This is a genomic window from Nonomuraea typhae, from assembly GCF_009760925.1.
Lineage (GTDB): Bacteria > Actinomycetota > Actinomycetes > Streptosporangiales > Streptosporangiaceae > Nonomuraea > Nonomuraea typhae.
Genome location: NZ_VRLV01000013.1, coordinates 228,976 through 250,128, shown reverse-complemented (window position 1 = coordinate 250,128; position 21,153 = coordinate 228,976). Strand labels below are relative to the sequence as shown.

21 protein-coding genes are annotated in these 21,153 nt (G+C 70.8%); 13 read left to right on the top strand and 8 right to left on the bottom strand.

Annotation, left to right across the window (positions count from 1 at the left end):
* The first annotated feature begins 1 nt into the window (after nt 1).
* Both rimI and tsaD read left to right on the top strand, forming a co-directional pair.
* Nucleotides 2-436: a ribosomal protein S18-alanine N-acetyltransferase gene (rimI, locus tag FVE25_RS38850; RefSeq protein WP_246268119.1), complete on the top strand. Its 435-nt coding sequence runs from the start codon at nt 2-4 to the stop codon at nt 434-436.
* On the top strand, nt 429-1,466 hold the full coding sequence (gene tsaD, locus FVE25_RS38845) for a tRNA (adenosine(37)-N6)-threonylcarbamoyltransferase complex transferase subunit TsaD (RefSeq protein WP_157252489.1): 1,038 nt from the start codon (nt 429-431) through the stop codon (nt 1,464-1,466). Before rimI ends, tsaD begins: the two co-directional genes overlap by 8 nt.
* On the opposite strand, the gene FVE25_RS38840 is transcribed toward tsaD, so the two are convergent.
* Both FVE25_RS38840 and FVE25_RS38835 read right to left on the bottom strand, forming a co-directional pair.
* Entirely contained in the window at nt 1,410-2,621 is a 1,212-nt protein-coding gene (locus FVE25_RS38840; RefSeq protein WP_157252488.1) for a sensor histidine kinase, read from the bottom strand. The genes tsaD and FVE25_RS38840 overlap by 57 nt on opposite strands.
* Nucleotides 2,618-3,274, bottom strand: a complete 657-nt coding sequence (locus FVE25_RS38835; RefSeq protein WP_157252487.1) for a response regulator transcription factor — start codon at nt 3,272-3,274, stop codon at nt 2,618-2,620. Before FVE25_RS38835 ends, FVE25_RS38840 begins: the two co-directional genes overlap by 4 nt.
* 138 nt (nt 3,275-3,412) lie before the next feature.
* Between FVE25_RS38835 and FVE25_RS38830 the strand changes: the two genes are divergently transcribed.
* The 4 genes from FVE25_RS38830 to FVE25_RS38815 are packed head-to-tail and all read left to right on the top strand — an operon-like array spanning nt 3,413 to nt 6,847.
* Nucleotides 3,413-3,847 carry a hypothetical protein gene (locus FVE25_RS38830; RefSeq protein WP_157252486.1) on the top strand — a complete coding sequence of 145 codons (435 nt, stop codon included), beginning with the start codon at nt 3,413-3,415 and terminating at the stop codon, nt 3,845-3,847.
* The gene (locus FVE25_RS38825; protein ID WP_157252485.1) at nt 3,844-4,863 is read left to right on the top strand and encodes a peptidoglycan-binding protein; all 1,020 of its coding nucleotides are present in this window, start codon (nt 3,844-3,846) and stop codon (nt 4,861-4,863) included. The genes FVE25_RS38830 and FVE25_RS38825 overlap by 4 nt, the downstream gene beginning before the upstream one ends.
* A complete protein-coding gene (locus FVE25_RS38820; protein WP_157252484.1) occupies nt 4,860-5,663 on the top strand; it encodes an ABC transporter ATP-binding protein in 804 nt (267 codons plus the stop codon). Before FVE25_RS38825 ends, FVE25_RS38820 begins: the two co-directional genes overlap by 4 nt.
* Entirely contained in the window at nt 5,660-6,847 is a 1,188-nt protein-coding gene (locus tag FVE25_RS38815) for an ABC transporter permease (protein WP_157252483.1), read from the top strand. The genes FVE25_RS38820 and FVE25_RS38815 overlap by 4 nt, the downstream gene beginning before the upstream one ends.
* A 713-nt stretch (nt 6,848-7,560) precedes the next feature.
* Here FVE25_RS38815 and FVE25_RS38805 read toward each other — a convergent pair.
* The 4 genes from FVE25_RS38805 to FVE25_RS38790 form a co-directional block, all read right to left on the bottom strand.
* Nucleotides 7,561-9,309 (bottom strand): hypothetical protein, encoded by a 1,749-nt coding sequence (locus FVE25_RS38805; protein ID WP_157252482.1) that lies wholly within the window; start codon nt 9,307-9,309, stop codon nt 7,561-7,563.
* A gap of 173 nt (nt 9,310-9,482) precedes the next feature.
* Nucleotides 9,483-10,655 carry a class I SAM-dependent methyltransferase gene (locus FVE25_RS38800; RefSeq protein WP_157252481.1) on the bottom strand — a complete coding sequence of 391 codons (1,173 nt, stop codon included), beginning with the start codon at nt 10,653-10,655 and terminating at the stop codon, nt 9,483-9,485.
* Nucleotides 10,656-10,679: 24 nt separating this feature from the next.
* Nucleotides 10,680-11,294 carry a Uma2 family endonuclease gene (locus FVE25_RS38795; protein ID WP_246268117.1) on the bottom strand — a complete coding sequence of 205 codons (615 nt, stop codon included), beginning with the start codon at nt 11,292-11,294 and terminating at the stop codon, nt 10,680-10,682.
* Between the two features lie 88 nt (nt 11,295-11,382).
* Nucleotides 11,383-11,880, bottom strand: a complete 498-nt coding sequence (locus FVE25_RS38790; RefSeq protein ID WP_181019863.1) for a MarR family winged helix-turn-helix transcriptional regulator — start codon at nt 11,878-11,880, stop codon at nt 11,383-11,385.
* A gap of 104 nt (nt 11,881-11,984) precedes the next feature.
* Between FVE25_RS38790 and FVE25_RS38785 the strand changes: the two genes are divergently transcribed.
* The 5 genes from FVE25_RS38785 (at nt 11,985) to FVE25_RS38765 (ending at nt 16,600) form a co-directional block, all read left to right on the top strand.
* On the top strand, nt 11,985-12,839 hold the full coding sequence (locus FVE25_RS38785) for an NAD-dependent epimerase/dehydratase family protein (RefSeq protein ID WP_157252479.1): 855 nt from the start codon (nt 11,985-11,987) through the stop codon (nt 12,837-12,839).
* A 161-nt stretch (nt 12,840-13,000) separates the two neighbouring features.
* On the top strand, nt 13,001-13,312 hold the full coding sequence (gene groES, locus FVE25_RS38780; RefSeq protein WP_043623565.1) for a co-chaperone GroES: 312 nt from the start codon (nt 13,001-13,003) through the stop codon (nt 13,310-13,312).
* Between the two features lie 81 nt (nt 13,313-13,393).
* Nucleotides 13,394-15,013 carry a chaperonin GroEL gene (gene groL / locus FVE25_RS38775; RefSeq protein ID WP_157252478.1) on the top strand — a complete coding sequence of 540 codons (1,620 nt, stop codon included), beginning with the start codon at nt 13,394-13,396 and terminating at the stop codon, nt 15,011-15,013.
* 715 nt (nt 15,014-15,728) lie between these two features.
* A complete protein-coding gene (locus tag FVE25_RS38770) occupies nt 15,729-16,364 on the top strand; it encodes a sigma-70 family RNA polymerase sigma factor (RefSeq protein ID WP_157252477.1) in 636 nt (211 codons plus the stop codon).
* Nucleotides 16,361-16,600, top strand: coding sequence for a hypothetical protein (locus tag FVE25_RS38765; RefSeq protein WP_157252476.1), 240 nt, complete (start codon nt 16,361-16,363; stop codon nt 16,598-16,600). The genes FVE25_RS38770 and FVE25_RS38765 overlap by 4 nt, the downstream gene beginning before the upstream one ends.
* Here FVE25_RS38765 and FVE25_RS38760 read toward each other — a convergent pair.
* Entirely contained in the window at nt 16,561-16,938 is a 378-nt protein-coding gene (locus FVE25_RS38760) for a DUF5319 domain-containing protein (protein WP_157252475.1), read from the bottom strand. The two genes, FVE25_RS38765 and FVE25_RS38760, sit on opposite strands and share 40 nt — an antisense overlap.
* A 103-nt stretch (nt 16,939-17,041) precedes the next feature.
* The gene (locus FVE25_RS38755; protein WP_157252474.1) at nt 17,042-18,052 is read right to left on the bottom strand and encodes a helix-turn-helix transcriptional regulator; all 1,011 of its coding nucleotides are present in this window, start codon (nt 18,050-18,052) and stop codon (nt 17,042-17,044) included.
* 457 nt (nt 18,053-18,509) lie between these two features.
* On the opposite strand from FVE25_RS38755, the gene guaB reads away from it, so the two are divergent.
* Nucleotides 18,510-19,991 (top strand): IMP dehydrogenase, encoded by a 1,482-nt coding sequence (gene guaB, locus FVE25_RS38750; protein ID WP_157252473.1) that lies wholly within the window; start codon nt 18,510-18,512, stop codon nt 19,989-19,991.
* A gap of 3 nt (nt 19,992-19,994) precedes the next feature.
* The gene (locus FVE25_RS38745; protein ID WP_181019862.1) at nt 19,995-21,113 is read left to right on the top strand and encodes a GuaB3 family IMP dehydrogenase-related protein; all 1,119 of its coding nucleotides are present in this window, start codon (nt 19,995-19,997) and stop codon (nt 21,111-21,113) included.
* Nucleotides 21,114-21,153 lie beyond the last annotated feature (40 nt).

Below are 21,153 nucleotides of genomic sequence, written 5' to 3'. Positions count from 1 at the left end.
GATGACCGAGGCGGATCTGCCGGCGGTCATGGTCATCGAGCGGACCACGTTCCCGCGCGACGCGTGGAGCGAGGGCATGATGCGCGGCGAGCTGGCCGACCAGCCGCGCACCAGGCACTATGTCGTCGCCGTGCTCGACGACGGGCGGATCGTCGGCTACGCGGGGCTGGCCGCGGCCGGTGATCAGGCCGATGTGCAGACCATCGCCGTGCTGCACGACCACCAGAGCCGCGGCATCGGCAGCGCCATGCTGACCGAGCTGCTCGGGGAGGCGCGCAGGCGGGGCGCCCGGGAGATCTTCCTGGAGGTCCGGTCCGACAACCCGCGGGCCAAGGCGGTTTACGAACGGTTCGGATTCGAGGAGATCGGCGTGCGCCGGCGTTACTACGACGACGGCACCGACGCGGTCATGATGAGAAGGAAGCTGGATGGCTGACAAGGACGCGCCGCTGGTCCTCGGCATCGAAACCTCGTGCGACGAGACCGGCGTCGGAATCGTGCGCGGGCACACGCTGCTGGCCAACACGATCGCCTCCAGCATGCAGGAACACGCCAGGTTCGGCGGCGTGGTGCCCGAGGTGGCCTCGCGGGCTCACCTCGAGGCCATGACGCCGGTCGTCGAGGGCGCGCTGGCCGAGGCCGGGCTGACGTTCTCCGACATCGACGCGGTCGCGGTCACCGCCGGTCCCGGCCTGGCCGGGGCGCTGCTGGTCGGGGTGGCGGCGGCCAAGTCCTACGCGCTCGGCCTCGGCGTCCCCCTCTACGGCGTCAACCACCTGGCCGCGCACGTCGCCGTCGACCAGCTCGAGCACGGGCCGCTGCCCAAGCCGTGCATCGCCATGCTGGTCTCCGGCGGGCACTCCTCGCTGCTGCTGGTGCCCGACGTCGCCCAGGACGTGATCTCGCTGGGCGCCACGGTCGACGACGCCGCCGGCGAGGCGTTCGACAAGGTGGCGCGGGTGCTCGGCCTGCCCTTCCCCGGCGGCCCCTACATCGACCGCGCCGCCCGCGAGGGCTCCGGCGCCGCGATCTCCTTCCCCCGCGGCAAGCTCGACGACGGCACGCTCGACTTCTCCTTCTCCGGCCTGAAGACCGCGGTCGCCCGCTGGGTCGAGGCCCGCGAGACCGCCGGCGAGACCATCCACGTGCCCGACGTGGCCGCCTCCTTCCAGGAGGCCGTGGTCGACGTGCTGACCCGCAAGGCGCTGCAGGCGTGCAAGAAGTACGACGTCAAGGACCTGCTCATCGGCGGCGGGGTGGCGGCCAACTCGCGGCTGCGCGCCCTGGCTCAGGAGCGCTGCGACAAGGCAGGGGTACGGCTGCGCGTGCCGCGGCCGGGGCTGTGCACCGACAACGGCGCCATGGTGGCCGCGCTCGGCGCCGACCTGGTGGCAGCCGGGGTCGCGCCGTCAGCCCTGGACATCCCGGCCGACTCGTCGCTGCCCATCACGACCGTCCACGTGTGAGGCCGGGAGCCGGACGGTGACGGTGAGCCCGCCCTCCTCGCGCGGCTCGGCCACCACCGTGCCGCCGTGGGCGCGGGCGGTGGCCCGCACGATCGACAGGCCCAGGCCGCTGCCCCGATCGGAGCGCACCCGGTCGGTGCGCAGCCGCCGGAACGGCTCGAAGATGGCCTCCAGGTCGTAGGCGGGCACGACCGGTCCGGTGTTGGCGACGACCAGTTCGGCGTCGTCGCCGGTGCGCCGGGTGGTGATCCAGACCTCGCCGTCGGCCACGTTGTGCCGGATGGCGTTCTCCACGAGGTTCTGCGCCAGCCGTTCGAGCAGCATGGGGTCGCCGGCCGACGGCGCGGGCGCCAGCGCGTGGTGCAGGACGACGGGCTTGCGCCCGGCCTCGGCGACCGCCTGGTCGGCGACGTAGCCGGCGATCTCCGCCAGGTCGACGGGCAGGCGGCGCTCCAGGACCGGGTTCTCGCTCTCGGCCAGGGCGAGCAGGCCGTCGATGAGGCGCTCGTGCCGGGTGTTGACCACGAGCAGCGACTCGCCCAGCCGCTGGGCGTCCTGGCTGGCGTCGGCGCGGCGCAACGCCACGTCCACGAGCGTGCGGTTGATCGTCAGCGGGGTGCGCAGCTCGTGGGAGGCGTTGGCGACGAACCGTTTCTGCACGTCGAAGGCGGCGGCCAGGCGGGAGAGCATGACGTCGAAGGTGTCGGCCAGCTCCTTCACGTCGTGGTGGGCGCCGGTGTAGGCGATGCGCTCGCTCAGGTTGGTGCCGTTGGCGACGCGGCGGGCGGTCTCGGTGACCTGGTAGAGCGGCCGCAGGACTCGTCCGCTGACCAGCCAGCCCGCGCCCATGGCGAGCGCGCCGAGCAGGGTCAGCGAGATCGCGCCCTGGGTGAGCAGTCCGGTGACGGTGTTGCGCTCGTAGTCCGCCTGGGCGGCCTTCTGGCTGATGGTCGGCACCCTGACGAACCACTGGGTGCCGTCGGCCTCCTGGATGGCGTGGTTGGCCATGTACTGGCCGGTGCCCGCGGTCCGGTCGCGGGTGTCCTCCAGGACGCCGCGCACGGTCAGGTAGGTGAGGCCGAGCAGGATGAGGCCCGCGGCGAAGAAGACGCCGCCGTACAGCAGCGTGAGCCGCACGCGGATGGTCGGCTTCATGGGATGCGGTACCCCGTTCCCTGGACGGTCTCGATGACCTGCGGCTCACCCAGCTTGCGGCGCAGGCGCATCAGCGTGACGCGGACGGTGTTGGTGAAGGGGTCGGCGTTCTCGTCCCAGGCCCTCTCCAGCAGGTCCTCGGCCGAGACGACGGCGCCCTCAGCCTTCAGCAGCTCGGCCAGCAGCGCGAACTCCTTGCGGGCCAGCGCGACGTGGCGGCCGTCGCGGAAGACCTCCCGCCGCGCGGGATCCAGCCGGATCCCGGCACGCTCCAGCAGCGGCGGCGAGGGGCGCTGTGCCCGGCGGCCCAGAGCGTGGACGCGCGCCAGCAGTTCCTCGAAGGCGAACGGCTTGGTCAGGTAGTCGTCGGCGCCCAGGCTCAGCCCGGAGACGCGCGAGGGCACGTCCGCGGCGGCGGTCAGCATGAGCACCCGCACCTCCGCCCCGGAGCCGGCGACGGTCCTGGCGACGTCGTCGCCGTGGACGCCGGGCAGGTCCCGGTCGAGCACGAGCACGTCGTAGGCATTGACGCCGAGCCGCTCCAGCGCGCTCTCGCCGTCGTAGGCCACGTCCACGGCGAGCGCCTCGGCACGCAGCCCTTCGGCGATCGAGTCCGCGAGCATCTCCTCGTCCTCGACGACCAGTACGCGCAAGGCAATCCTCCTCCGGTTGACCCGCCTCAACCTGCAGGAACCTTCGTAACACCGGCATAACCGGACCACGTAACCGCCATGTTAAAGCGATTCCGGTCAACTCGATTTCGCGACCACAACCGACCGAAATGAGGAACCGTGAAACGACTCGCCGCCCTGCTCCTGCTGGGCATCGCCGTCACCGCGTGCTCGTCCCAGACCGGGGCCGCCGCCCCGCCCACGCTGGCCGCCGCGGACGCCGAGGTGAAGTTCGCCCGGTGCATGCGCGACAACGGCATCGGCGACTTCCCCGACGCCATCGGCGAGGCGGGCTACGCCGTCAAGGACCCCGCCGCCTTCAACAAGGCCCAGGACGCCTGCGCCAAGTGGCGCGAAGCCGGCGGCCAGGCCAAGAAGATCGACGCGGCCTACGTCGACGCCGTCACCAAGTTCGCCCGATGCATGCGCGAACGCGGCATGCAGGTCGCCGACCCCGACCCCAAGACCGGCCAGTACCAGGTCAAGGTCAACGACACCGACCGGGCCGCCTTCGAGAAGGCGCAGAACGCGTGCGTCACGCACCTGCCGCGATGAAGCGCACACTCACCTGCCTGCTGGCCGCCGCCCTCTGCGTGAGCGGCTGCGGCCGCCCGGAAGCCGCCGCCACCCCGCCGCCCCGGGCCACCGCCGACATCGTCCGCGGCGATCTCACCGACACCCTTTCACTCTCCGGCAAGGTCGTTTTCGCCGGTTTCGACGGCCTTCCCGGTGGGCGGACCGTCCGCGCCCGCGCCGCCGGCACCGTCACCGCCCTGCCCGCCCCCGGCGCCGTCGTCCGCCAGGGTCAGGCGCTCTACCGCGTCGACCGCAAGCCCGTCGTGCTCCTGTACGGCAGGCTGCCCCTCTACCGGCCCCTCGGCCAAGGGGTCAAGGACGGCCCCGACGTCCGCCAGCTCGAGACCGCGCTCAAGGCGCTCGGGCACGCCGAGGACGTCACCGTGGATGACCACTTCACCTGGGCTACGACGCTGGCCGTACGGGCCTGGCAGAAACACGCGGGCCTGCCCGGAACCGGAAGCGTCGACGCGGCCCAGGCCGTCTTCCTGCCCGCCGAGGTCAGAATCGCCAAGGCCGCGGTGGCGCCCGGCGACAGCGTCGCCCACGGCGCCCCCGTGCTCACCGTCACCCGCACCGGCCGTCGCGTCCACCTCAACCTGGACGTCGCCGACCAGGCCCTCGCCCGAAGGGGAGCCAAGGTCGAGGTGGAACTGCCCGGCGGCGCCACCGCCCGCGGAACCGTCGTCTCCGTGGGCGCCACCGCCAGGACCCGCGAGGGCGTCACCACCGTGGACGTCGGCGTCCGCCTCGCCGGAGCCAAGGTCAGGCTCCTCGACCAGACGCCGGTCACCGTCACCCTGGAGAGCGTCACCCGCCGCGACGTCCTCAGCGTCCCCGTGGAGGCGCTGCTGGCCACCCCCGGCGGGGGTTACGGCCTGGAGATCGGCGGACGCACCGTCCCGGTCACCACCGGGGTGTACGGCGGCGGCCGCGTCGAGATCAGCGGCCCCGGCCTGGCCGCGGGCATGAAGGCCGGGGTGCCGGTCAAATGATCATCGAGGTGGAGAACGTCACCAAGCGCCACAACGACACCGTCGAAGCCCTGCGCGGCGTCAGCCTGACCGTCGCCGAGGGCGAGCTCGTGGCCGTCATCGGCCCGTCGGGCTCGGGCAAGTCAACCCTCCTCAACCTCCTCGGCACCCTGGACCGCCCCACCTCGGGCGTCGTCCGCATCGCCGGACACGACGTCAGCACCCTGACCGACCGGCGGCTCTCCGCCCTGCGCGCCCGCCACCTGGGCTTCGTCTTCCAGCAGTTCCACCTGGCGGTCGGCGTGCCGATCCTCGACAGCGTGGCCGACGGCCTCCTCTACGCCGGCCGCCCGGCCACCGAACGCCGCGAACGCGCCCGCGCCGCCCTGGAACGCGTCGGCCTGGCCCACCGCCTCGGCCACCGGCCCAGCCAGTTGTCCGGCGGCGAACAACAGCGGGCCGCCATCGCCCGCGCCGTGGTCGGCGACCCGCCCCTGCTCCTGGCCGACGAGCCGACCGGCAACCTCGACAGCGCCGCGGGGCGCCAGGTCCTCGACCTTCTGCGCGAGTTCCACGGCTCGGGAACCACCATCGTCATGATCACGCACGACATGGACATCGCCGAGTGGTGCCCCCGCCGCATCCGCATCCAGGACGGCCGCATCCAGGATGGTCCGGGCCGGGATGGTCTGGGCCGGGATGGTCGGGGTGAGGATGGTCGGGGTGAGGATGATCCGATCCCGGACAGCCCGGCCTTGGGCGGCCGGGGCCTGGGCGGTTCGATGGCCGATTTCCGGATCGCATCCCGGGAGGCCCGATGACCGCGCTCACCCCCGCGCGTCTGGGTCCGCGTGACCTGGCCCGGGTCGGCGCGGCCGGGCTGCGGGCCAGGGGTTCGCGGGTGGTGATGTCCGCGCTGGGCATCGCCATCGGCATCGCCACCATGATCGCCGTGATCGGCATCTCCGCCTCCGGCCAGGAACAACTCCTGCGCCAGCTCGACCGCCTCGGCACCAACCTGCTGCGCGTCGAACCCGGCAAGGCGCTCATGGGCGGACCGGTGAAACTCCACCCGGACGCCGCCCTGATGGTCGGGCGCATCGACGGCGTCACCGCCGCAGCCGCCACCGGCGACACCCGGGCCACCGTCCGCAGGACCGACCGCATCCCCAAGGAGGACACCGGCGGCCTCACCGTCCAGGCCACCGACCTGAACCTGCTCGCCACCCTCGACGGCCGCGTGGACACCGGCCGCTGGCTCGACCGGGCGCTGTCCGCCCAGCCGGCCGTCGTGCTCGGGGCGGTGGCCGCCCAGCGGCTCGGCGTCAGCCGTACCGGAGTGATGGTGTGGGCGGGGGAGCGGTGGTTCACCGTGACCGGCATCCTCGCCCCGCTCCCGCTCGCCCCCGAGATCGACCGGGCCGCGCTGGTCGGCGTATCCGCAGCCAGGGAACGCCTGGACTTCGACGGCCACCCCACCACGGTGTACGAGCGGTCCACGGAGGAGTCGGTCGAGCGGGTGCGCGGGTTGCTCGCCCGCACCGTCAGCCCGGAGCGGCCACACGAGGTCGCGGTCTCGCGCCCCTCGGACGCGCTGGCCGCACGCGCGGCCGCCGCGGGCACCTTCACCAACCTGCTGCTGGGACTCGGCGCCGTGGCCCTGCTCGTGGGCGGCGTCGGGGTGGCCAACACGATGATCATCTCTGTGCTGGAACGCCGGAAGGAGATCGGCCTGCGCCGGGCGCTCGGCGCCACCCGGGGACAGATCCGCATCCAGTTCCTCGCCGAGTCGCTGTTGCTGTCGGCGCTGGGCGGGTTCGCCGGGCTTCTCCTAGGCGCGCTGGTCACCACCGGGTACGCCCTGTCACAGGGCTGGCCGCCCACGGTGCCCGCCTGGGTACTCGGCGGCGCCTTCGCCGCCACGCTGCTGGTCGGCGGCACGGCCGGCATCTACCCCGCCATCCGAGCCGCCCGCCTCGCCCCCACCGCGGCACTGGCCTTCTGACCGGATCCGCCGGTCAGGGGGCACCACGGCCTTCGCCCGGGAACGGAGCACCCGGACCCGCGCGACCAGCGCGGCACCCGCCAGCAGCGAGAACACCCCCAGAGCCCACCAGTCCGAGCCGCGGCCGCCGCCCAGGGTCGCGTGGTCGATCAGGTGGTTCACCGCGTGAAAGGTGTTGGCGAATACGAACCCGACCAGCACCACGGTGATCACGTCCCGCCACCACAGGGCGCTCAGCATCATCAGCGCGATGCCCATCTGGAAGACCCCGGCATCGTGCAGGAAATGCACATGCAACGGCCACTTCGCCCACTCGGCGAAACCGGCCGGGTCGATGCGCATCCACACGCCGGTGACGAGCATGGTGGCCGCCGAGATCACGAGTGCGATCTTGATGAACAGATCCCGCATCGTTCCGTCCCTTTCCCTGAAGTCCGCTGTCACGCCACAGACGGACCGGGACAGGGGCGATGTGACATCACCTCCAGCCAACCCCTCCGGCGCCGCGCAGCACGGCGGGCAGCGCGGGCCAGGGGGTTGGGAGAGGACTTCGGGGCGTGCGGGAGCGGCTTATGGGGGTACGGCGGGGCCGTACCCGAGTGGCCAGGAAGGTGCGGCGGGGCCGTACCGGAGTGGTGTGTGGCGTGGACACCAGAGCGGCCCTGCCGGTGTGGGGTACGGCGGGGCCGGCCCCGCCGTACCGGGAAATGGGGTCAGTCCTTGGCCCGGGTGGGGCGCAGGAGGGCTTCGGCCAGGGCGAGCATGGTTTCTTCCAGGGCGCCGAGGCGCTTGGTGACGTCGGTGATCGACTGGTTGAGTTCGTCGCGGTCGGGGCGGGCCTCGACGGTGGCGGCGAGTTCGGCCGAGGCGGCGGCCAGGCGTTCGTCGATGGAGTCCAGGCGCTTGACGTGTTCGGTGGTCTGGGAGTCGAGCAGTTCGCCCACGCGGTCGGAGACGGCCAGGGTCGCGGGGAGCTGGCCGACGCGCTGGTTGACCGCTTCGACGTGGTCGTCCACGCTCTCCAGGTGTTCGGCGCCCTTGGCGAGCTTGGCGTCGATGCCGTCGAAGCGCCCGGTCACGTGCTCTTCGACCTCGCCCAGGCGCTCGTCCAGGGATTCGAGGCTGTTGTCGAGCTTGTTGAAGCGGCCTTCGTTGCGGTTGGCGCTCTCCGACAGGTGCTGGTCGGCGGCGGCCACGCGCTCGTCGAGGACGGTGAAGTGGCTGTCCACCCGGCCGTCAAGGGCGTCGAAGCGGGTGTCGAGCAGGGTGTCCTGGTCGGTGAGGTGTTTGTCGACGCCGCCCAGGCGGCTGTCCACCCCGCCCAGGCGGGTGTCCACGCCGCCCAGCCGGTTGTTGACGCCGCCCATCTGCTTGTCGAGGCCGCCGAGGCGGGTGTCGACGGCGACCAGGAGCTTGTCGAGGCTGGCCAGGCGGCTGTCGAGGTTGCCCATCCTGCTGTCGACGCCGTCGAGGCGGGTGTCGATGTCGGCCAGGCATTCGTCGGCGGTCTCGATGCGGCCGTCCACGCTGCTGAGCCTGCCGTCGACGGCGATGAGGCGGCCGTCCACCCGGTCGACGCGGCTGTCGAGGCCGTCCATGCGGCCGGTCAGGCGCTCCTCGGACTCCTCGACCCGGTCTCCGACCTGGCCGACGGCGGTCTTGAGCTCGTCGGTGGCGGCGCCGATGCGGGCGTTGAGGGTGTCGGCCGCGGTGCTGAGGCGGGCGTTGAGGGTGTCGGTGGCGGTGCTGAGGCGGGCGCCGAGGGTGTCGGTCGCGGCGCCGATGTGCTCGGTGAGGGTGTCGGCGGTGGAGGCGAGGGTGTCGGCCAGCTCGACCACGCCGCTCTCGACGCGGTCGGTGCGCGCGGTGAGCTCGGCCATGGACTTGTCGAGCCTGGTGAAGCGGTTGGCGGCCGCCTCCATGCTGGAGTTGAGCTGGCCGATCTTGCCGGCGAAGTCGCCCAGCCGCTTGGTCATGCCTTCGGCGCCGTCGAGCAGGCTCTGCAGGCGCTTGAGCGCCTCGTCGACGCTCTCGCCGACGGTGCCGATGTCGGCCCAGAGGCTCGGCAGCTCGATCACCGGGCTGACCCGCTGGTGAACGTTCTCGACGCGGGCGTCCACGCCGCCGACCTGCGCGCCGACGGCGTCGACGTGGTCGCGGACGGCCTCGACGTGCTGGGCCAGGCCCTCGGCCCAGATCGGCGGCTTGGCCGCGATGTCGTCGAGGCGGCCGTTGACGGTCTCGAGGGTGCCGCTGAGGCCGCCGAGCTCGCGCTCCCGCACCTCGCGCAGCAGCCACTCCATGCCTTCGAGGCGCTGGCGGATCTCGTCGAGGACCGCGCCCTGGGTGCGCTGCTCATAGACGTGATCCTGGGCGGCGCGCGCGAGCAGCTCCCGCATTCTGTCGGAGATGGCGGTCTGGCCGCCTGCCTGGAGGAGGGTGGTGTGGTTGGAATGATCCACCGAAAACTCCTTCACTCGCCGACGGAGTGCCGCGCAGCGGTGGGATTGGTCCGGTTTGCAATGACTGAAGGAGAACGCGGTAATCCGCTGTAGAGGGGAGAACTCCCGCGCGTCTACCTTAGCCTTTGGACCAAGATCCGTCGGGCTGACTGAAAAAGATCCTGTTTTGTCATTTATGCAGGTGGGAGCCCCAGGCAGATGAGAACGAAAGGATGGTTCATAATCCGCGTGAGGATGATTACTCCGGATTTGTCGCCGGAAAGTCTCAGGTCTCGCCGCAATCGCTCGATGTCCACGGCAGAGCCACGCTTCTTGATGGTGACATTTCCTATTTCGCGTTCCCGGAGCGCCGCCCGGAGCCGCTTCAGCGAGAACGGCAGCGCCTCCTCCACCTCGTACCGCGCCGCCCACGGCGTCGCCACGGCCGCGTCCCCGGCGATGTACGCGATCATCGGGTCGAGCAGCCGCCCGCCCACCATCTCGGCCACCTCGCCCACGAGATGCGCCCTGATCGCCGCCCCGTCGGGTTCGTACACGTACCGCCCGAGCTCCCCGACCGCCGGCCGTACCCCCGTGGAGGTGAGCGTGTGCCCACCGGGCAGGATCGTCGCCCGCCGCCCGGCCCGCCCGGGCGTCCAGAGCGCCGCCTCCTTGACCTCGCCCTTGAACGACACCCACTCGGCCTCGGCCGCCTCCGGGATGTACTCATACGGGATCCCCGGCGCCACCTTGAGACACGACCGCCGCGCCCGCCCCACGAGATCCATGACCACCGGCCAGGGCGGCGAGTACGCCTGCGGATCGAACGTGCGCCCCTTGGAGGTACGGCGGGCGGGATCGGCGAACAGCGCCCCGTAATCCTCGGGCGCCACGCCACCGGCGTCCCCCACCCGCACGGAGATCCGCTCCCCGAGCCCCAGGGCGTCGGCGTTGGCCCGCGCCACCGCCGCGGTGAGCGGATCCAGTTCGACCGCGTCCACGGTGTGCCCGGCACGCGCGAGCGCGAGGGCGTCCCCGCCGATCCCGCAGCAGGCGTCCACCACCCGGACCGGCCCCCCGGCCGCCTCGGTCAGCCGCGCCGCCCGATGCGCCGCCACCTCGGCGCGGGTGGACTGCTCCAGGCCGTGCGGGGTGAAGTACATGACGCGGGCGTCGTCCCCGAACTTCGCCACCGCCCGCTCCCTGAGCCCGGCCTGGGTGAGGGCGGCCGAGGTGAGGGCGCTGTCGTAGGTCTTCCTGAGCTGGGTGGCGGCTTTGACCGGATCGGCCCCGGTCAACTCGACGGCCTCGTCCAGCGCCTTTCGGCCGCGCGGGGTCAGGAGGTCGAGGAAGGCGTCGAGGTCCACGTCATCTGACGTTAGTGCACCCGGTCAGCGCATCAAGTCGGTGAAGTCGACCTCGATGGGGAACGGGGACTGGGCCACTAGCTTGCCATGGCGGGTTTCCTCGGCGGCGTAGAAGTTCGTCACCTTGTCCAGCACGTATGCGCGGATGACGGCCTGGCCCGCCTCTTCTTCGACGAGCCAGAAGTGCTTGATGCCCGCCTCCGCGTAGATCCTTGGCTTGACGCGCCGGTCGCGATGCTGGGACTCGGGGGAGATCACCTCGACTGCCAGGTGGACTGCTTCTGGCGGATAGGACGTGGCGCTGTTGTCGTCGATCGCGGCATCGATGACAAGGATGTCGGGACAGGGACGCTGGCGCTCGGCGATCTTGATGTCCATTTGCGTGGCCACGGCCGCGGAGTCGGGCGCTTGCTGCTCCAAGAGATTGGCCAGGCGTCGTATGACACGATCGTGGAAGCGGCGCTGGGGGGACGTGAGGATGAGGGCTCCGTCAATGAGTTCGACGCGCTTGAAGAGGTCCAGCTCTCCGTTGGGCCCGTCCAAGGGAAGCAGGTCCAGGTCGTCGGCTGTCCAGCCGCCGTCGGGGGGGAAGGGCCAGTTCGCCAGTACGTCTCGTGTGCGCTCCATCGTGGCGATCACATCACTCACTGTAATGTAGGTATGGTCACCGTTCGTGGTCTTCGAACCACGTTCTGCCGGTTGTCTCGCTAGGGGAAGTCTTCCCCATTCACAGGTCCGTGTCGCCCAGGGAGACCAGGAGTTTGCGGAGCGTGCCCGTCAAAGCCGCCTGCTCCTCCGGGGACAGGGCGGACAGGAGGCGGGCCTCGTTGGCCATGTGGGCGCCGAGCAGGTCGCCGGCCAGGCGTTCGCCGTCCTCGGTCAGCGCGACCATGACCATGCGGCGGTTGCTCTCCAGTGGCCAGCGTTTCACCAGGCCGCGTTCGACCAGGCGGTCCATGCGGTTGGTCAGGGCTCCGGGGCTGACCAGGGCGGAGGTGCCCAGGTCCTTCATGCACATGGTGTGCTCGGGGTTGCCGCGCAGCAGTGTGGCGAGCATGTCGAACTCCCACGGTTCGAGCCCGTGCTCGGCGAAGAACTCCTTGATGCCCCGCTCGAGGAGCCGTGAGGCGCGGGAGAGGCGGCCCACCACGCCCATCGGGCTCACGTCCACGTCGGGGCGGGCGGCGGCCCACTGCTGCGCGATCGCGTCCACTGCGTCCTGCATGGGTCGCAGCATATCAAAAATTTTGAGGTTGAAATGTTCGACGCGAGCGGTTACTGTCCTCCGCGTCGAAAGGTTCGACGTTGAAGTGTTTGGGGTGGAAAATCATGAAGGTGCTGGTCCTGGGTGCGACGGGGTACATCGGGGGCGCGGTTGTGGAGGAGCTCGCCAGGCGCGGGCACGAGGTCGCCGTTCTGGTACGGCCGGCCGCAGACGGGGGCAGGCGGCTGCCCGCCGTACCGGACGAGCGGTATGGGGACCTGGCCGACGCGGCGTCGGTCGTGGCGGCCGTGACGCCGGACGTCGACGCCGTGGTGCACGCGGCGCTGCTCACCGGCGACGAGACCGTCGACCTCGCCGTCGTCGGGCGGCTCCTGGACGCCGGCAAGCCCGTGGTGTACGTCAGCGGCGTCTGGGTGCTCGGGGCCACCGGCGACGGGCACGAGGAGAGCGCGACCGAGCCGATCGCGATCGTGGGGTACCGGCCCAAGGTGGAGGACCTGGTGCTCGGCGCGGGCGGGGTGGTGGTGCGGCCGGGGCTCGTGCACGGACGCGGCGGCGGGATCCCGGCGCTGCTGCGCGGCTGGGCGGCCGAGCGCGGCAACGGCGTGCACGTGGGCGAGGGCGGGGAGGGGTCGGCGTTCGTGCACGTGGACGACCTGGCCGAGCTCGTCGTGACGGCCGTGGAGAAGGGCAGGCCGGGTACCGTCTACCACGGGGTGAGCGAGGAGCACGTGCCGCTGGCGGAGGTGGCCGCGGCGGCGGCGCGGTCGGCGGGGGTGGACGGGGAGGTGCGCGTGCTGCCGGTCGCCGAGGCGGCCCAGCTCGTGGGCCTGCCGTTCGCCGAAGCGCTGGCGCTCAGCCAGCGTGTCAGCTCTGCGCGAACCAAAGCGGCCCTCGGATGGGCCCCCAGCAGGCCGGGCATCGTGTCCGAGCTGTTGGAAGGCTCTTACACGCGCTGAACCGGTTCATGTTGACTGTCAAGGCCCTCTTGCATATGTTTCCTGTTGGCACTCTCCCCTTGAGAGTGCCAACGTGCGACGAGGCAGGTCTACCACCCGCGACGGCAGGCCCCGCTGGTCGCCTCTTCTAGATCATTCAAATCTGAAGGGGAGGTCCGATCGTGACGACCGCCACTAAGGTTCCCGTTAAGCCGCTCGGCGACCGCATCGTGGTTCAGCCGCTTGAGGCCGAGCAGACCACCGCTTCCGGCCTGGTCATCCCGGACACCGCCAAGGAGAAGCCGCAAGAGGGCAAGGTCCTCGCGGTGGGCCCCGGCAACTGGGACGAGGACGGCGACAAGCGGATTCCGCTCGACGTCTCCGAGGGCGACATCGTCCTCTACAGCAAGTACGGCGGCACCGAGGTCAAGTACGGCGGCGAGGAGTACCTCGTGCTCTCCGCCCGCGACGTTCTCGCGATCATCGAGAAGTAAGCCGGTATGTGTCGGGCCCCGGGCGCAGCTCTCAGCAGAGGCGACCGGGGCTTTCGACGCTAGGAGAGGACTTTCAACCAAATGGCGAAGATCCTGGAGTTCGACGAGGACGCCCGGCGCGCTCTTGAGCGCGGCGTCAACGCCCTCGCGGACGCCGTGAAGGTTACCCTCGGCCCCCGCGGCCGCAACGTCGTCATCGACAAGAAGTTCGGTGCCCCGACGATCACGAACGACGGCGTGACCATCGCTCGTGAGATCGAGCTGGAAGAGCGTTACGAGAACCTCGGCGCCCAGCTCGCCAAGGAAGTGGCCACCAAGACCAACGACATCGCGGGTGACGGCACGACCACCGCGACCGTCCTGGCCCAGGCCATGGTCCGCGAAGGTCTGCGCAACGTCGCCGCCGGCGCCTCGCCGCTGTCGCTCAAGCGCGGCATCGACAAGGCCGCCAAGGCCATCAGCGACAAGCTGCTGGCCAGCGCCCGCGAGGTCGGCGACAAGAAGGAGATCGCCAACGTCGCGACGATCTCCGCCCAGGACGCCAGGATCGGCGAGCTGATCGCCGAGGCGTTCGACAAGGTGGGCAAGGACGGCGTCCTCACCGTCGAAGAGTCCAACGCCATGGGCATGGAGCTCGAGTTCACCGAGGGCATGCAGTTCGACAAGGGTTACCTGTCGCAGTACATGGTGACCGACCCCGAGCGCATGGAGGCCGTCCTGGAGGACGCCTACGTGCTGCTCACGCAGAGCAAGATCTCCTCCATCGCGGACTTCCTGCCGCTGCTGGAGAAGGTCGCCCAGACCAAGAAGGCGCTGTTCGTGGTCGCCGAGGACGTCGAGGGCGAAGCCCTGGCCGTCCTGGTCACCAACAAGATCCGCGGCACCTTCACCTCCGTGGCCGTCAAGGCCCCGGGCTTCGGTGACCGCCGCAAGGCGATGCTCCAGGACATGGCCATCCTCACCGGCGGCCAGGTCGTCTCCGAGGAGGTCGGCCTCAAGCTGGAGCACGTCGGCCTGGAGGTGCTCGGCACCGCCCGCCGCATCGTGGTGACGAAGGACAACACCACCATCGTCGACGGCGCCGGCGACGCGCAGGCCATCGAGGACCGCGTCAAGGAGATCAAGCTCGCCATCGAGCAGTCCGACTCCGACTGGGACCGCGAGAAGCTGCAGGAGCGCCTGGCCAAGCTGGCCGGCGGTGTGTGCGTGCTGCGTGTCGGCGCCGCCACCGAGGTCGAGCTCAAGGAGAAGAAGCACCGCCTCGAGGACGCGATCTCCGCGACGCGCGCCGCGATCGAGGAGGGCATCGTCTCCGGCGGTGGCGCCGCGCTGGTCCACGTCGGCAAGGAGGTCGACGACCTCGGCCTGACCGGGGACGAGGCCACTGGCGTGGGCGTCGTCCGCCGCGCGCTGGTCGAGCCCGCCCGCTGGATCGCCGAGAACGCCGGCCTCGAGGGCTACGTCGTCACCCACAAGGTGGCGGAGCTGCCCGCGGGCCACGGCCTCAACGCCGCGACCGGCGAGTACGGCGACCTGATCGCCCAGGGCGTCATCGACCCCGTCAAGGTCACCCGCTCGGCCGTGCAGAACGCCGCGTCCATCGCCGGCATGCTGCTCACGACCGAGGCCCTCGTGGTCGACAAGCCCGAGGAGGAGGCTGCCGCCGGTGGCCAGGGTCACGGTCACGGCCACGGCCACTGACCCGCCCGCTCTCCGGCAGTCCGGACGGCCCGTACCCATCTGGGTGCGGGCCGTTCCGCGTTCCGGCGGGGGTTCCGCGTTCCAGCGGGCCGCCGCGTGTCCCAGCCCGCCGTTCCCTTCTCCGGCGGGCCGCCGCACGTCCCAGCCCGCCGTTCCCTTCTCCGGCGGGCCGCCGCACGTCCCAGCCCGCCGTTCCCTTCTCCGGCGGGCCGCCGCACGTCCCAGCCCGCCGTTCCCTGTTCCGGCCGGCCGCCGTACGTCCCAGCCCGTCGTACGTGGCTTCAGGAGGTACGGCAGGCCGCCCCCACCCCGCCCGCCGCACGTGGCCGGGCTCCGTCCAGGGTGACGCTCCTCCGGTGATGCGGGGCGGGCCGCCGTTACGCGCGCCCGGCCGGCCGTCTGGGTGGTATCTGGCCATCCGTCACATGTGGGGTTCATGTAGCGACTGGGGATGGTTGGGCGATCTTAAGTGTGGAGGCGGCGGCCGGAGGATGTCCGGATGCGGAAAGTTGGCTTATTGCGGTAAACCGACCTAAGGGCTAAAGCGTCGTGAGCAGCCATGACAATTTCTGCTCATTTCAGGGAATCAGATGAAATATTCCGACTCCGCAGAAAGGCTTAGTGTGATCAGTCGATTACGGGGCGTTATCGTCTCTTCAATGTGACCAATCCGTAGCCGTTCGCCATGACGACAGGCAGGATCAGTGCGGGCATCATGCCTATCGTGAGCGAGGGAAGCGTCGCCGACGCCAAAATTGGGGTAAGGCTCGCGTCGAGACTTCCGGCACGGACGGATGACTCCGACCTAAGAGAACTGACGAGCCTCGCCGTTGCGGGCGATCGATCTGCGATCGAATCCCTGCTCGGCGAGTTGCGGCCGATGGTGGTCCGCTATTGCCGTGCCAGGCTGGGCCGGGTTTCCGGGCAATATCACATCGCCGATGACGTGGCCCAGGAGGTCTGCATCGCGGTGCTGTCCGCGCTGCCGCGGTACCGGGACATGGGCCGGCCCTTCGCCTCGTTCGTCTTCGGGATCGCCTCCCACAAGGTCGCCGACGCGCTGCGCAGTTCCGTGCGCTCCGCCGTACCCACGCAGGATCTCCCCGACGGGCCCGACGAGGGTCCGGGGCCGGAGGAGACCGTGGTCCGTTACATCGAGGTCGAGCACGCGCGCAGGCTGCTGGCCCGGTTGCCGGCCAACCAGCGCGAGCTGCTGCTGCTGCGGGTGGTGTCGGGGCTGTCCGCCGAGGAGACCGGTAATGTACTGGGCATGTCACCAGGTGCGGTCCGGGTCGCCCAGCATCGGGCGCTGGCGAGGTTGCGGCAGATGGCCGAGCTGGAGTCGGCTTGACGCCGGAGGGAAGCAACGCGGGCGAGGCCACCTTCCCGGGCGGCGCGGCGCCTGAGAACGACCCTGTGGGGCTCACGCCCGAGGAGCAGACGGACGCGTTCGTGGACGCGCTGGCGCTGGGGCACCTGCCCGACGCGAACGACCCGGCGCTGCGGCTGCTGGCCGCGCTCCGGCACGACGTCCGGGACGCCGACGATCAGCGTCGTTCTTCGGTGTCCATGACGCCGTCCACGTAGCCCCTGGCGTACTCCCAGCTGACGTAGTCGGCCGGGTCGGGGTGGAAGGCGGGTTCGTGGACCTGCGGCTGGCCCTTGTCGATCATCTGGCGCAGGTTGCCGCGCAGCAGGGCCCAGTCGAAGAAATGCTGTTCACCGCATTCCGGGCAGTCGAGGACAAGTCCCAGGACGCCCTGGGGCTCCAGCAGGGAGCGAAAGACCTCCACGTCGGCCAGGTCGGTGATGGCCTCGTCGCGCTCGGCCGCCGTCAGCGGCTCGGGGTCGTCGAATGCGCCCATCGCCGAGGAAGGATCGTTCGGATCGTCCGCGAACGGGTCGCGGGGGACGTCTTCCAGCACCTTTCCACCATAGTGACCGAACGACTCCTGAGCACTAATAAGCACGGCACCCGCGTCTTGTGCCTGTTTCGTCGGCTCCGCCGTACCAGGCAAAAGGGAAAGATCAGCCCAGCCAGCCGCGGCGGGCGGCCTCGACCCCGGCGTGGAAGCGCGACTGGGCGCCCAGCTCGGCCATCGCGTCGGCGAACCTGGCCCGGACCGTGCGCACCGAGACGCCGAGCTGGCGGGCGATCGAGTCGTCGCACATGCCCTGGGCAGCCAGGCGCAGGACCTGGACCATGCCGTCGCCGCGGCGGCCCCACGGCAGGGGGACCGAGCGGCCCCACAGCTCCTCGAACAGCGACCTCAGGACGCCCACCACGATCGGGGCGCGCATCAAGTAGAAGTTGTAGGCGTGGTCGGGCAGGTTGCCGCCCCACGACGCGGGCAGACCGGCGGCGTCGGGGCCCGCGGTCATGAACCAGCTCGGGACGCGGTCCAGGGTGCGGACGCGGCCGCCCGACTCCAGCAGGCGGGTCAGCTGGTCGCGGACGCCCGGCAGGGTCAGCGTGGAGACCGGGATCACGGCGCGCATGTCGAGCAGCCGGCGGCGCTGGGCGTCGATCCACGGGTCGGCGAACTTGCGCACGAAGTCGACCATCGTGCGCTCGTCGGGGATGGCGGTGAGCAGCCTCAGCGGCGGCGTCTGCAGGGCCATGCCGATCACGCTCTCGTAGAGCACGTCTGCGCCGCTGACCAGCTCGACCGGGAAGGGGCCGGATTGGTAGTCGCGGCCGGCGTCGTAGTCACGGATGAGGCTGCGGATGGACCCGAGCGCGGAGTCGATGCGGCGGCTCTCCTCGGCCAGCCGGTCCAGCCGTTCGGCGATCAACCGGCCGAGGGCGGCGGCCGGGTGCCTGGCGAGGTACTTGCCGGAGCGCTCGTCGACCACGCCCAGCCTGACGAGATCCTCGAGCTGCCTGCCGACCTTGTCCATCGGGCCGTCCATCGCCTCGGCCAGCTCGGCCAGGGTGGCGCGGTGGAGACGGAGGACCGCGGTGTACAGGGCGGTCTGTGCCGGGTCCAGGCCCAGCGTCTCGAGTGGGTCGGAAACGGTGTCGGGCTCGTTGCGCATATGGGGGGCTCCGTAGGGGGACACGGGCGTGCCGTGAGGATAACCCGGCATCCGACCTCTGTCCGGGTGTTGCTGTGACAACTTCGGCGGGGGTGCAACTTCGTGCAATTGCACGTTTTCACATTGCGATGTGCCCATGAGTAACGCAGGCTTAACCCAGCGTCGGCATCACAGGTAGGGCGGCGGCCATCAGGACGCGGAGGGGGGTTCGGTGGCGTAAGGCCCGCCGTACCAGATGCCGGTGGCCGGGGGAACCGGGCGGATCACCGACCGCCCGGTTCCTTCGGCACTTTGTGCTACTCCGGGGCGCCGGGGAGACGGCGGGCCGTGGGGGTCATCGTCCCTCCGGCGCCTGAAACTTTTCCCCGCAACCCGGTCTTCGCGGACCCGCGCGGTGCCGTTTGGAGCCAGGCCCTAAACTTGTCGCATCAGCGCATCGGCAGGAGGGGGCCGCAGCATGTCCAAATTCACCGAAACAGGGTTGACCTTTGATGATGTGCTGCTGGTGCCCGGGTATTCCGATCTCCAGCCGGGCGACGCCGACACGACCTCCCGCCTCTCGCGCACCATCACGCTGGCCATCCCGCTGGTCTCGGCCGCCATGGACACCGTGACCGAGGCGCGCATGGCGGTGGCCATGGCCCGCCAGGGCGGCATCGGCGTCCTGCACCGCAACCTGTCGATCGAGGAGCAGGCGCAGCAGGTCGACCTGGTCAAGCGCTCCGAGGCGGGCATGGTGACCAACCCGGTCACGTGCACCCCGGACGACACGCTGGCCGACGTCGAGCGGCTGTGCGCCACCTACCGCATCTCGGGCGTCCCGGTCACCGACCGCGACGGCATCCTCGTGGGCATCGTCACCAACCGCGACATGCGCTTCGAGACCGACCACAGCCGGCCGGTGCGCGAGGTCATGACCGCGATGCCGCTGGTGACCGCGCCCGTGGGCGTCTCCCGTGACGAGGCGTTCTCCCTCCTGCGCAGCAACAAGATCGAGAAGCTGCCGCTCATCGACGCCGACGGACGGCTGCGCGGCCTCATCACGGTCAAGGACTTCACCAAGAGCGAGCAGTACCCCCTGGCCACCAAGGACGCCGGCGGCCGGCTGGTCGTGGGCGCCGCGGTGGGCGTCGGGCCCGACGCCGAGGTGCGGGCCAAGGCGCTGATCGAGGCGGGCGTGGACGCGCTCGTGGTGGACGTGGCCCACGGTCACTCCAGGGGCCTGGCCGACATGATCGCCCTGGTCAAGGCCAACAGCAAGGTCGATGTCATCGGCGGCAACATCGCCACCAGGGCGGGCGCCCAGATGCTGGTCGACGCGGGCGCCGACGCCGTCAAGGTGGGCGTGGGCCCCGGCTCCATCTGCACCACCCGCGTCGTGGCCGGCGTGGGCGCGCCCCAGGTCACCGCGATCCACCAGGCGTCGCTGGCCTGCGGCCCGGCGGGCGTGCCGGTCATCGGCGACGGCGGCCTGCAGTACTCCGGCGACATCGCCAAGGCCATCGCGGCGGGCGCCGACACGGTCATGCTGGGCTCGCTGCTGGCCGGGTGCGAGGAGTCCCCGGGCGAGCTGATCTTCATCAACGGCAAGCAGTTCAAGTCGTATCGCGGCATGGGCTCGCTCGGCGCGGTCCGCAACCGCGAGCGCGGCGGCACGTCCTTCAGCAAGGACCGCTACGCGCAGGCGGACGTCGGCGGCGAGGACAAGTACATCCCCGAGGGCATCGAGGGCCAGGTCCCCTACCGCGGCCCGGTCGCCGCGGTGGCCCACCAGCTCGTGGGCGGTTTGCGCCAGGGTATGTGGTATTCAGGCTGCCGCACGATCGGGCAGATGCACTCCGACTGCGAGCTCATGCCGATCACCGCGGCGGGCCTCAAGGAGAGCCACCCGCACGACATCCAGATGACCGTTGAGGCTCCCAACTACCACAGAAGGTAAAACATGACTCAGGTGGAGATCGGCCGGGGCAAGACGGGCCGCCGGGCGTATGCGCTCGACGAGATCGGCCTCGTGCCCTCGCGGCGCACCCGTGACCCGGAGGAGGTCTCGATCGCCTGGCAGATCGACGCTTACCGCTTCGAGCTGCCCGTCGTGGTCGCGCCCATGGACAGCGTGGTCTCCCCGGCCACCGCGATCGAGATCGGCCGCCTCGGCGGGCTGGCCCCGCTCGACCTCGAAGGGCTCTGGACCCGCTACGAGGACCCGTCGCCGCTGCTGGAGGAGTGCGCCAGCCTCGACGCGGCCGCGGCCACGAAGCGGCTGCAGGAGATCTACGCGGCGCCGATCAAGGAAGAGCTGATCGGCCGCCGCATCGAGGAGATCCGCGCCGCCAACGTCACCGCCGCCGTACGGCTGTCGCCGCAGCGGACCGTGCAGTACCACAAGGCGGTCATCGACGCGGGCGTCGACATCTTCGTCATCCGCGGCACCACGGTCTCGGCCGAGCACGTCTCGGGCAAGGCCGAGCCGCTCAACCTCAAGCAGTTCATCTACGAGCTCGACGTCCCGGTGATCGTCGGCGGATGCGCCACCCACACCGCGGCCCTGCACCTGATGCGCACGGGCGCGGCGGGCGTGCTGGTCGGCTTCGGCGGCGGCGCCTCCCACACCACGCGCAACGTGCTGGGGGTGGCGGTGCCGATGGCGACCGCGATCTCCGACGTGGCCGCGGCCCGCCGCGACTACATGGACGAGTCCGGCGGTCGCTACGTCCACGTGATCGCCGACGGCGGCATGGGCACCTCCGGCGACATCGCCAAGGCCATCGCCTGCGGCGCGGACGCGGTCATGGTCGGCTCGCCGCTGGCCAGGGCGGCCGAGGCGCCGGGGCACGGCTTCCACTGGGGTTCTGAGGCGCACCACCCCGACCTGCCGCGCGGGCGCCGGGTGGAGTTCGGCACGGTGGGCACGCTGGCCCAGATCCTTCACGGCCCGTCCAGCGTGGCCGACGGCTCGATGAACCTCATGGGCGCGCTGAAGCGCACGATGGCCTCGACCGGTTACTCCGACATCAAGGAGTTCCAGCGCGTGGAGGTCGTGGTCGCGCCGGTGCAGCGCTGACGTCTGGACACGGAAGAGGGCCCGCTCACGCGGGCCCTCT

Excerpts from the sequence above, each read along its gene's own strand:
- rimI (WP_246268119.1), top strand. The coding sequence starts at position 2 with ATGACCGAGGCGGATCTGCCGGCGGTCATGGTCATCGAGCGGACCACG.
- tsaD (WP_157252489.1), top strand. The coding sequence starts at position 429 with ATGGCTGACAAGGACGCGCCGCTGGTCCTCGGCATCGAAACCTCGTGC.
- FVE25_RS38840 (WP_157252488.1), bottom strand. The coding sequence starts at position 2,621 with ATGAAGCCGACCATCCGCGTGCGGCTCACGCTGCTGTACGGCGGCGTC.
- FVE25_RS38825 (WP_157252485.1), top strand. The coding sequence starts at position 3,844 with ATGAAGCGCACACTCACCTGCCTGCTGGCCGCCGCCCTCTGCGTGAGC.
- FVE25_RS38820 (WP_157252484.1), top strand. The coding sequence starts at position 4,860 with ATGATCATCGAGGTGGAGAACGTCACCAAGCGCCACAACGACACCGTC.
- FVE25_RS38815 (WP_157252483.1), top strand. The coding sequence starts at position 5,660 with ATGACCGCGCTCACCCCCGCGCGTCTGGGTCCGCGTGACCTGGCCCGG.
- FVE25_RS38790 (WP_181019863.1), bottom strand. The coding sequence starts at position 11,880 with ATGCAGGACGCAGTGGACGCGATCGCGCAGCAGTGGGCCGCCGCCCGC.
- FVE25_RS38785 (WP_157252479.1), top strand. The coding sequence starts at position 11,985 with ATGAAGGTGCTGGTCCTGGGTGCGACGGGGTACATCGGGGGCGCGGTT.
- groL (WP_157252478.1), top strand. The coding sequence starts at position 13,394 with ATGGCGAAGATCCTGGAGTTCGACGAGGACGCCCGGCGCGCTCTTGAG.
- FVE25_RS38770 (WP_157252477.1), top strand. The coding sequence starts at position 15,729 with ATGCCTATCGTGAGCGAGGGAAGCGTCGCCGACGCCAAAATTGGGGTA.
- FVE25_RS38755 (WP_157252474.1), bottom strand. The coding sequence starts at position 18,052 with ATGCGCAACGAGCCCGACACCGTTTCCGACCCACTCGAGACGCTGGGC.
- guaB (WP_157252473.1), top strand. The coding sequence starts at position 18,510 with ATGTCCAAATTCACCGAAACAGGGTTGACCTTTGATGATGTGCTGCTG.
- FVE25_RS38745 (WP_181019862.1), top strand. The coding sequence starts at position 19,995 with ATGACTCAGGTGGAGATCGGCCGGGGCAAGACGGGCCGCCGGGCGTAT.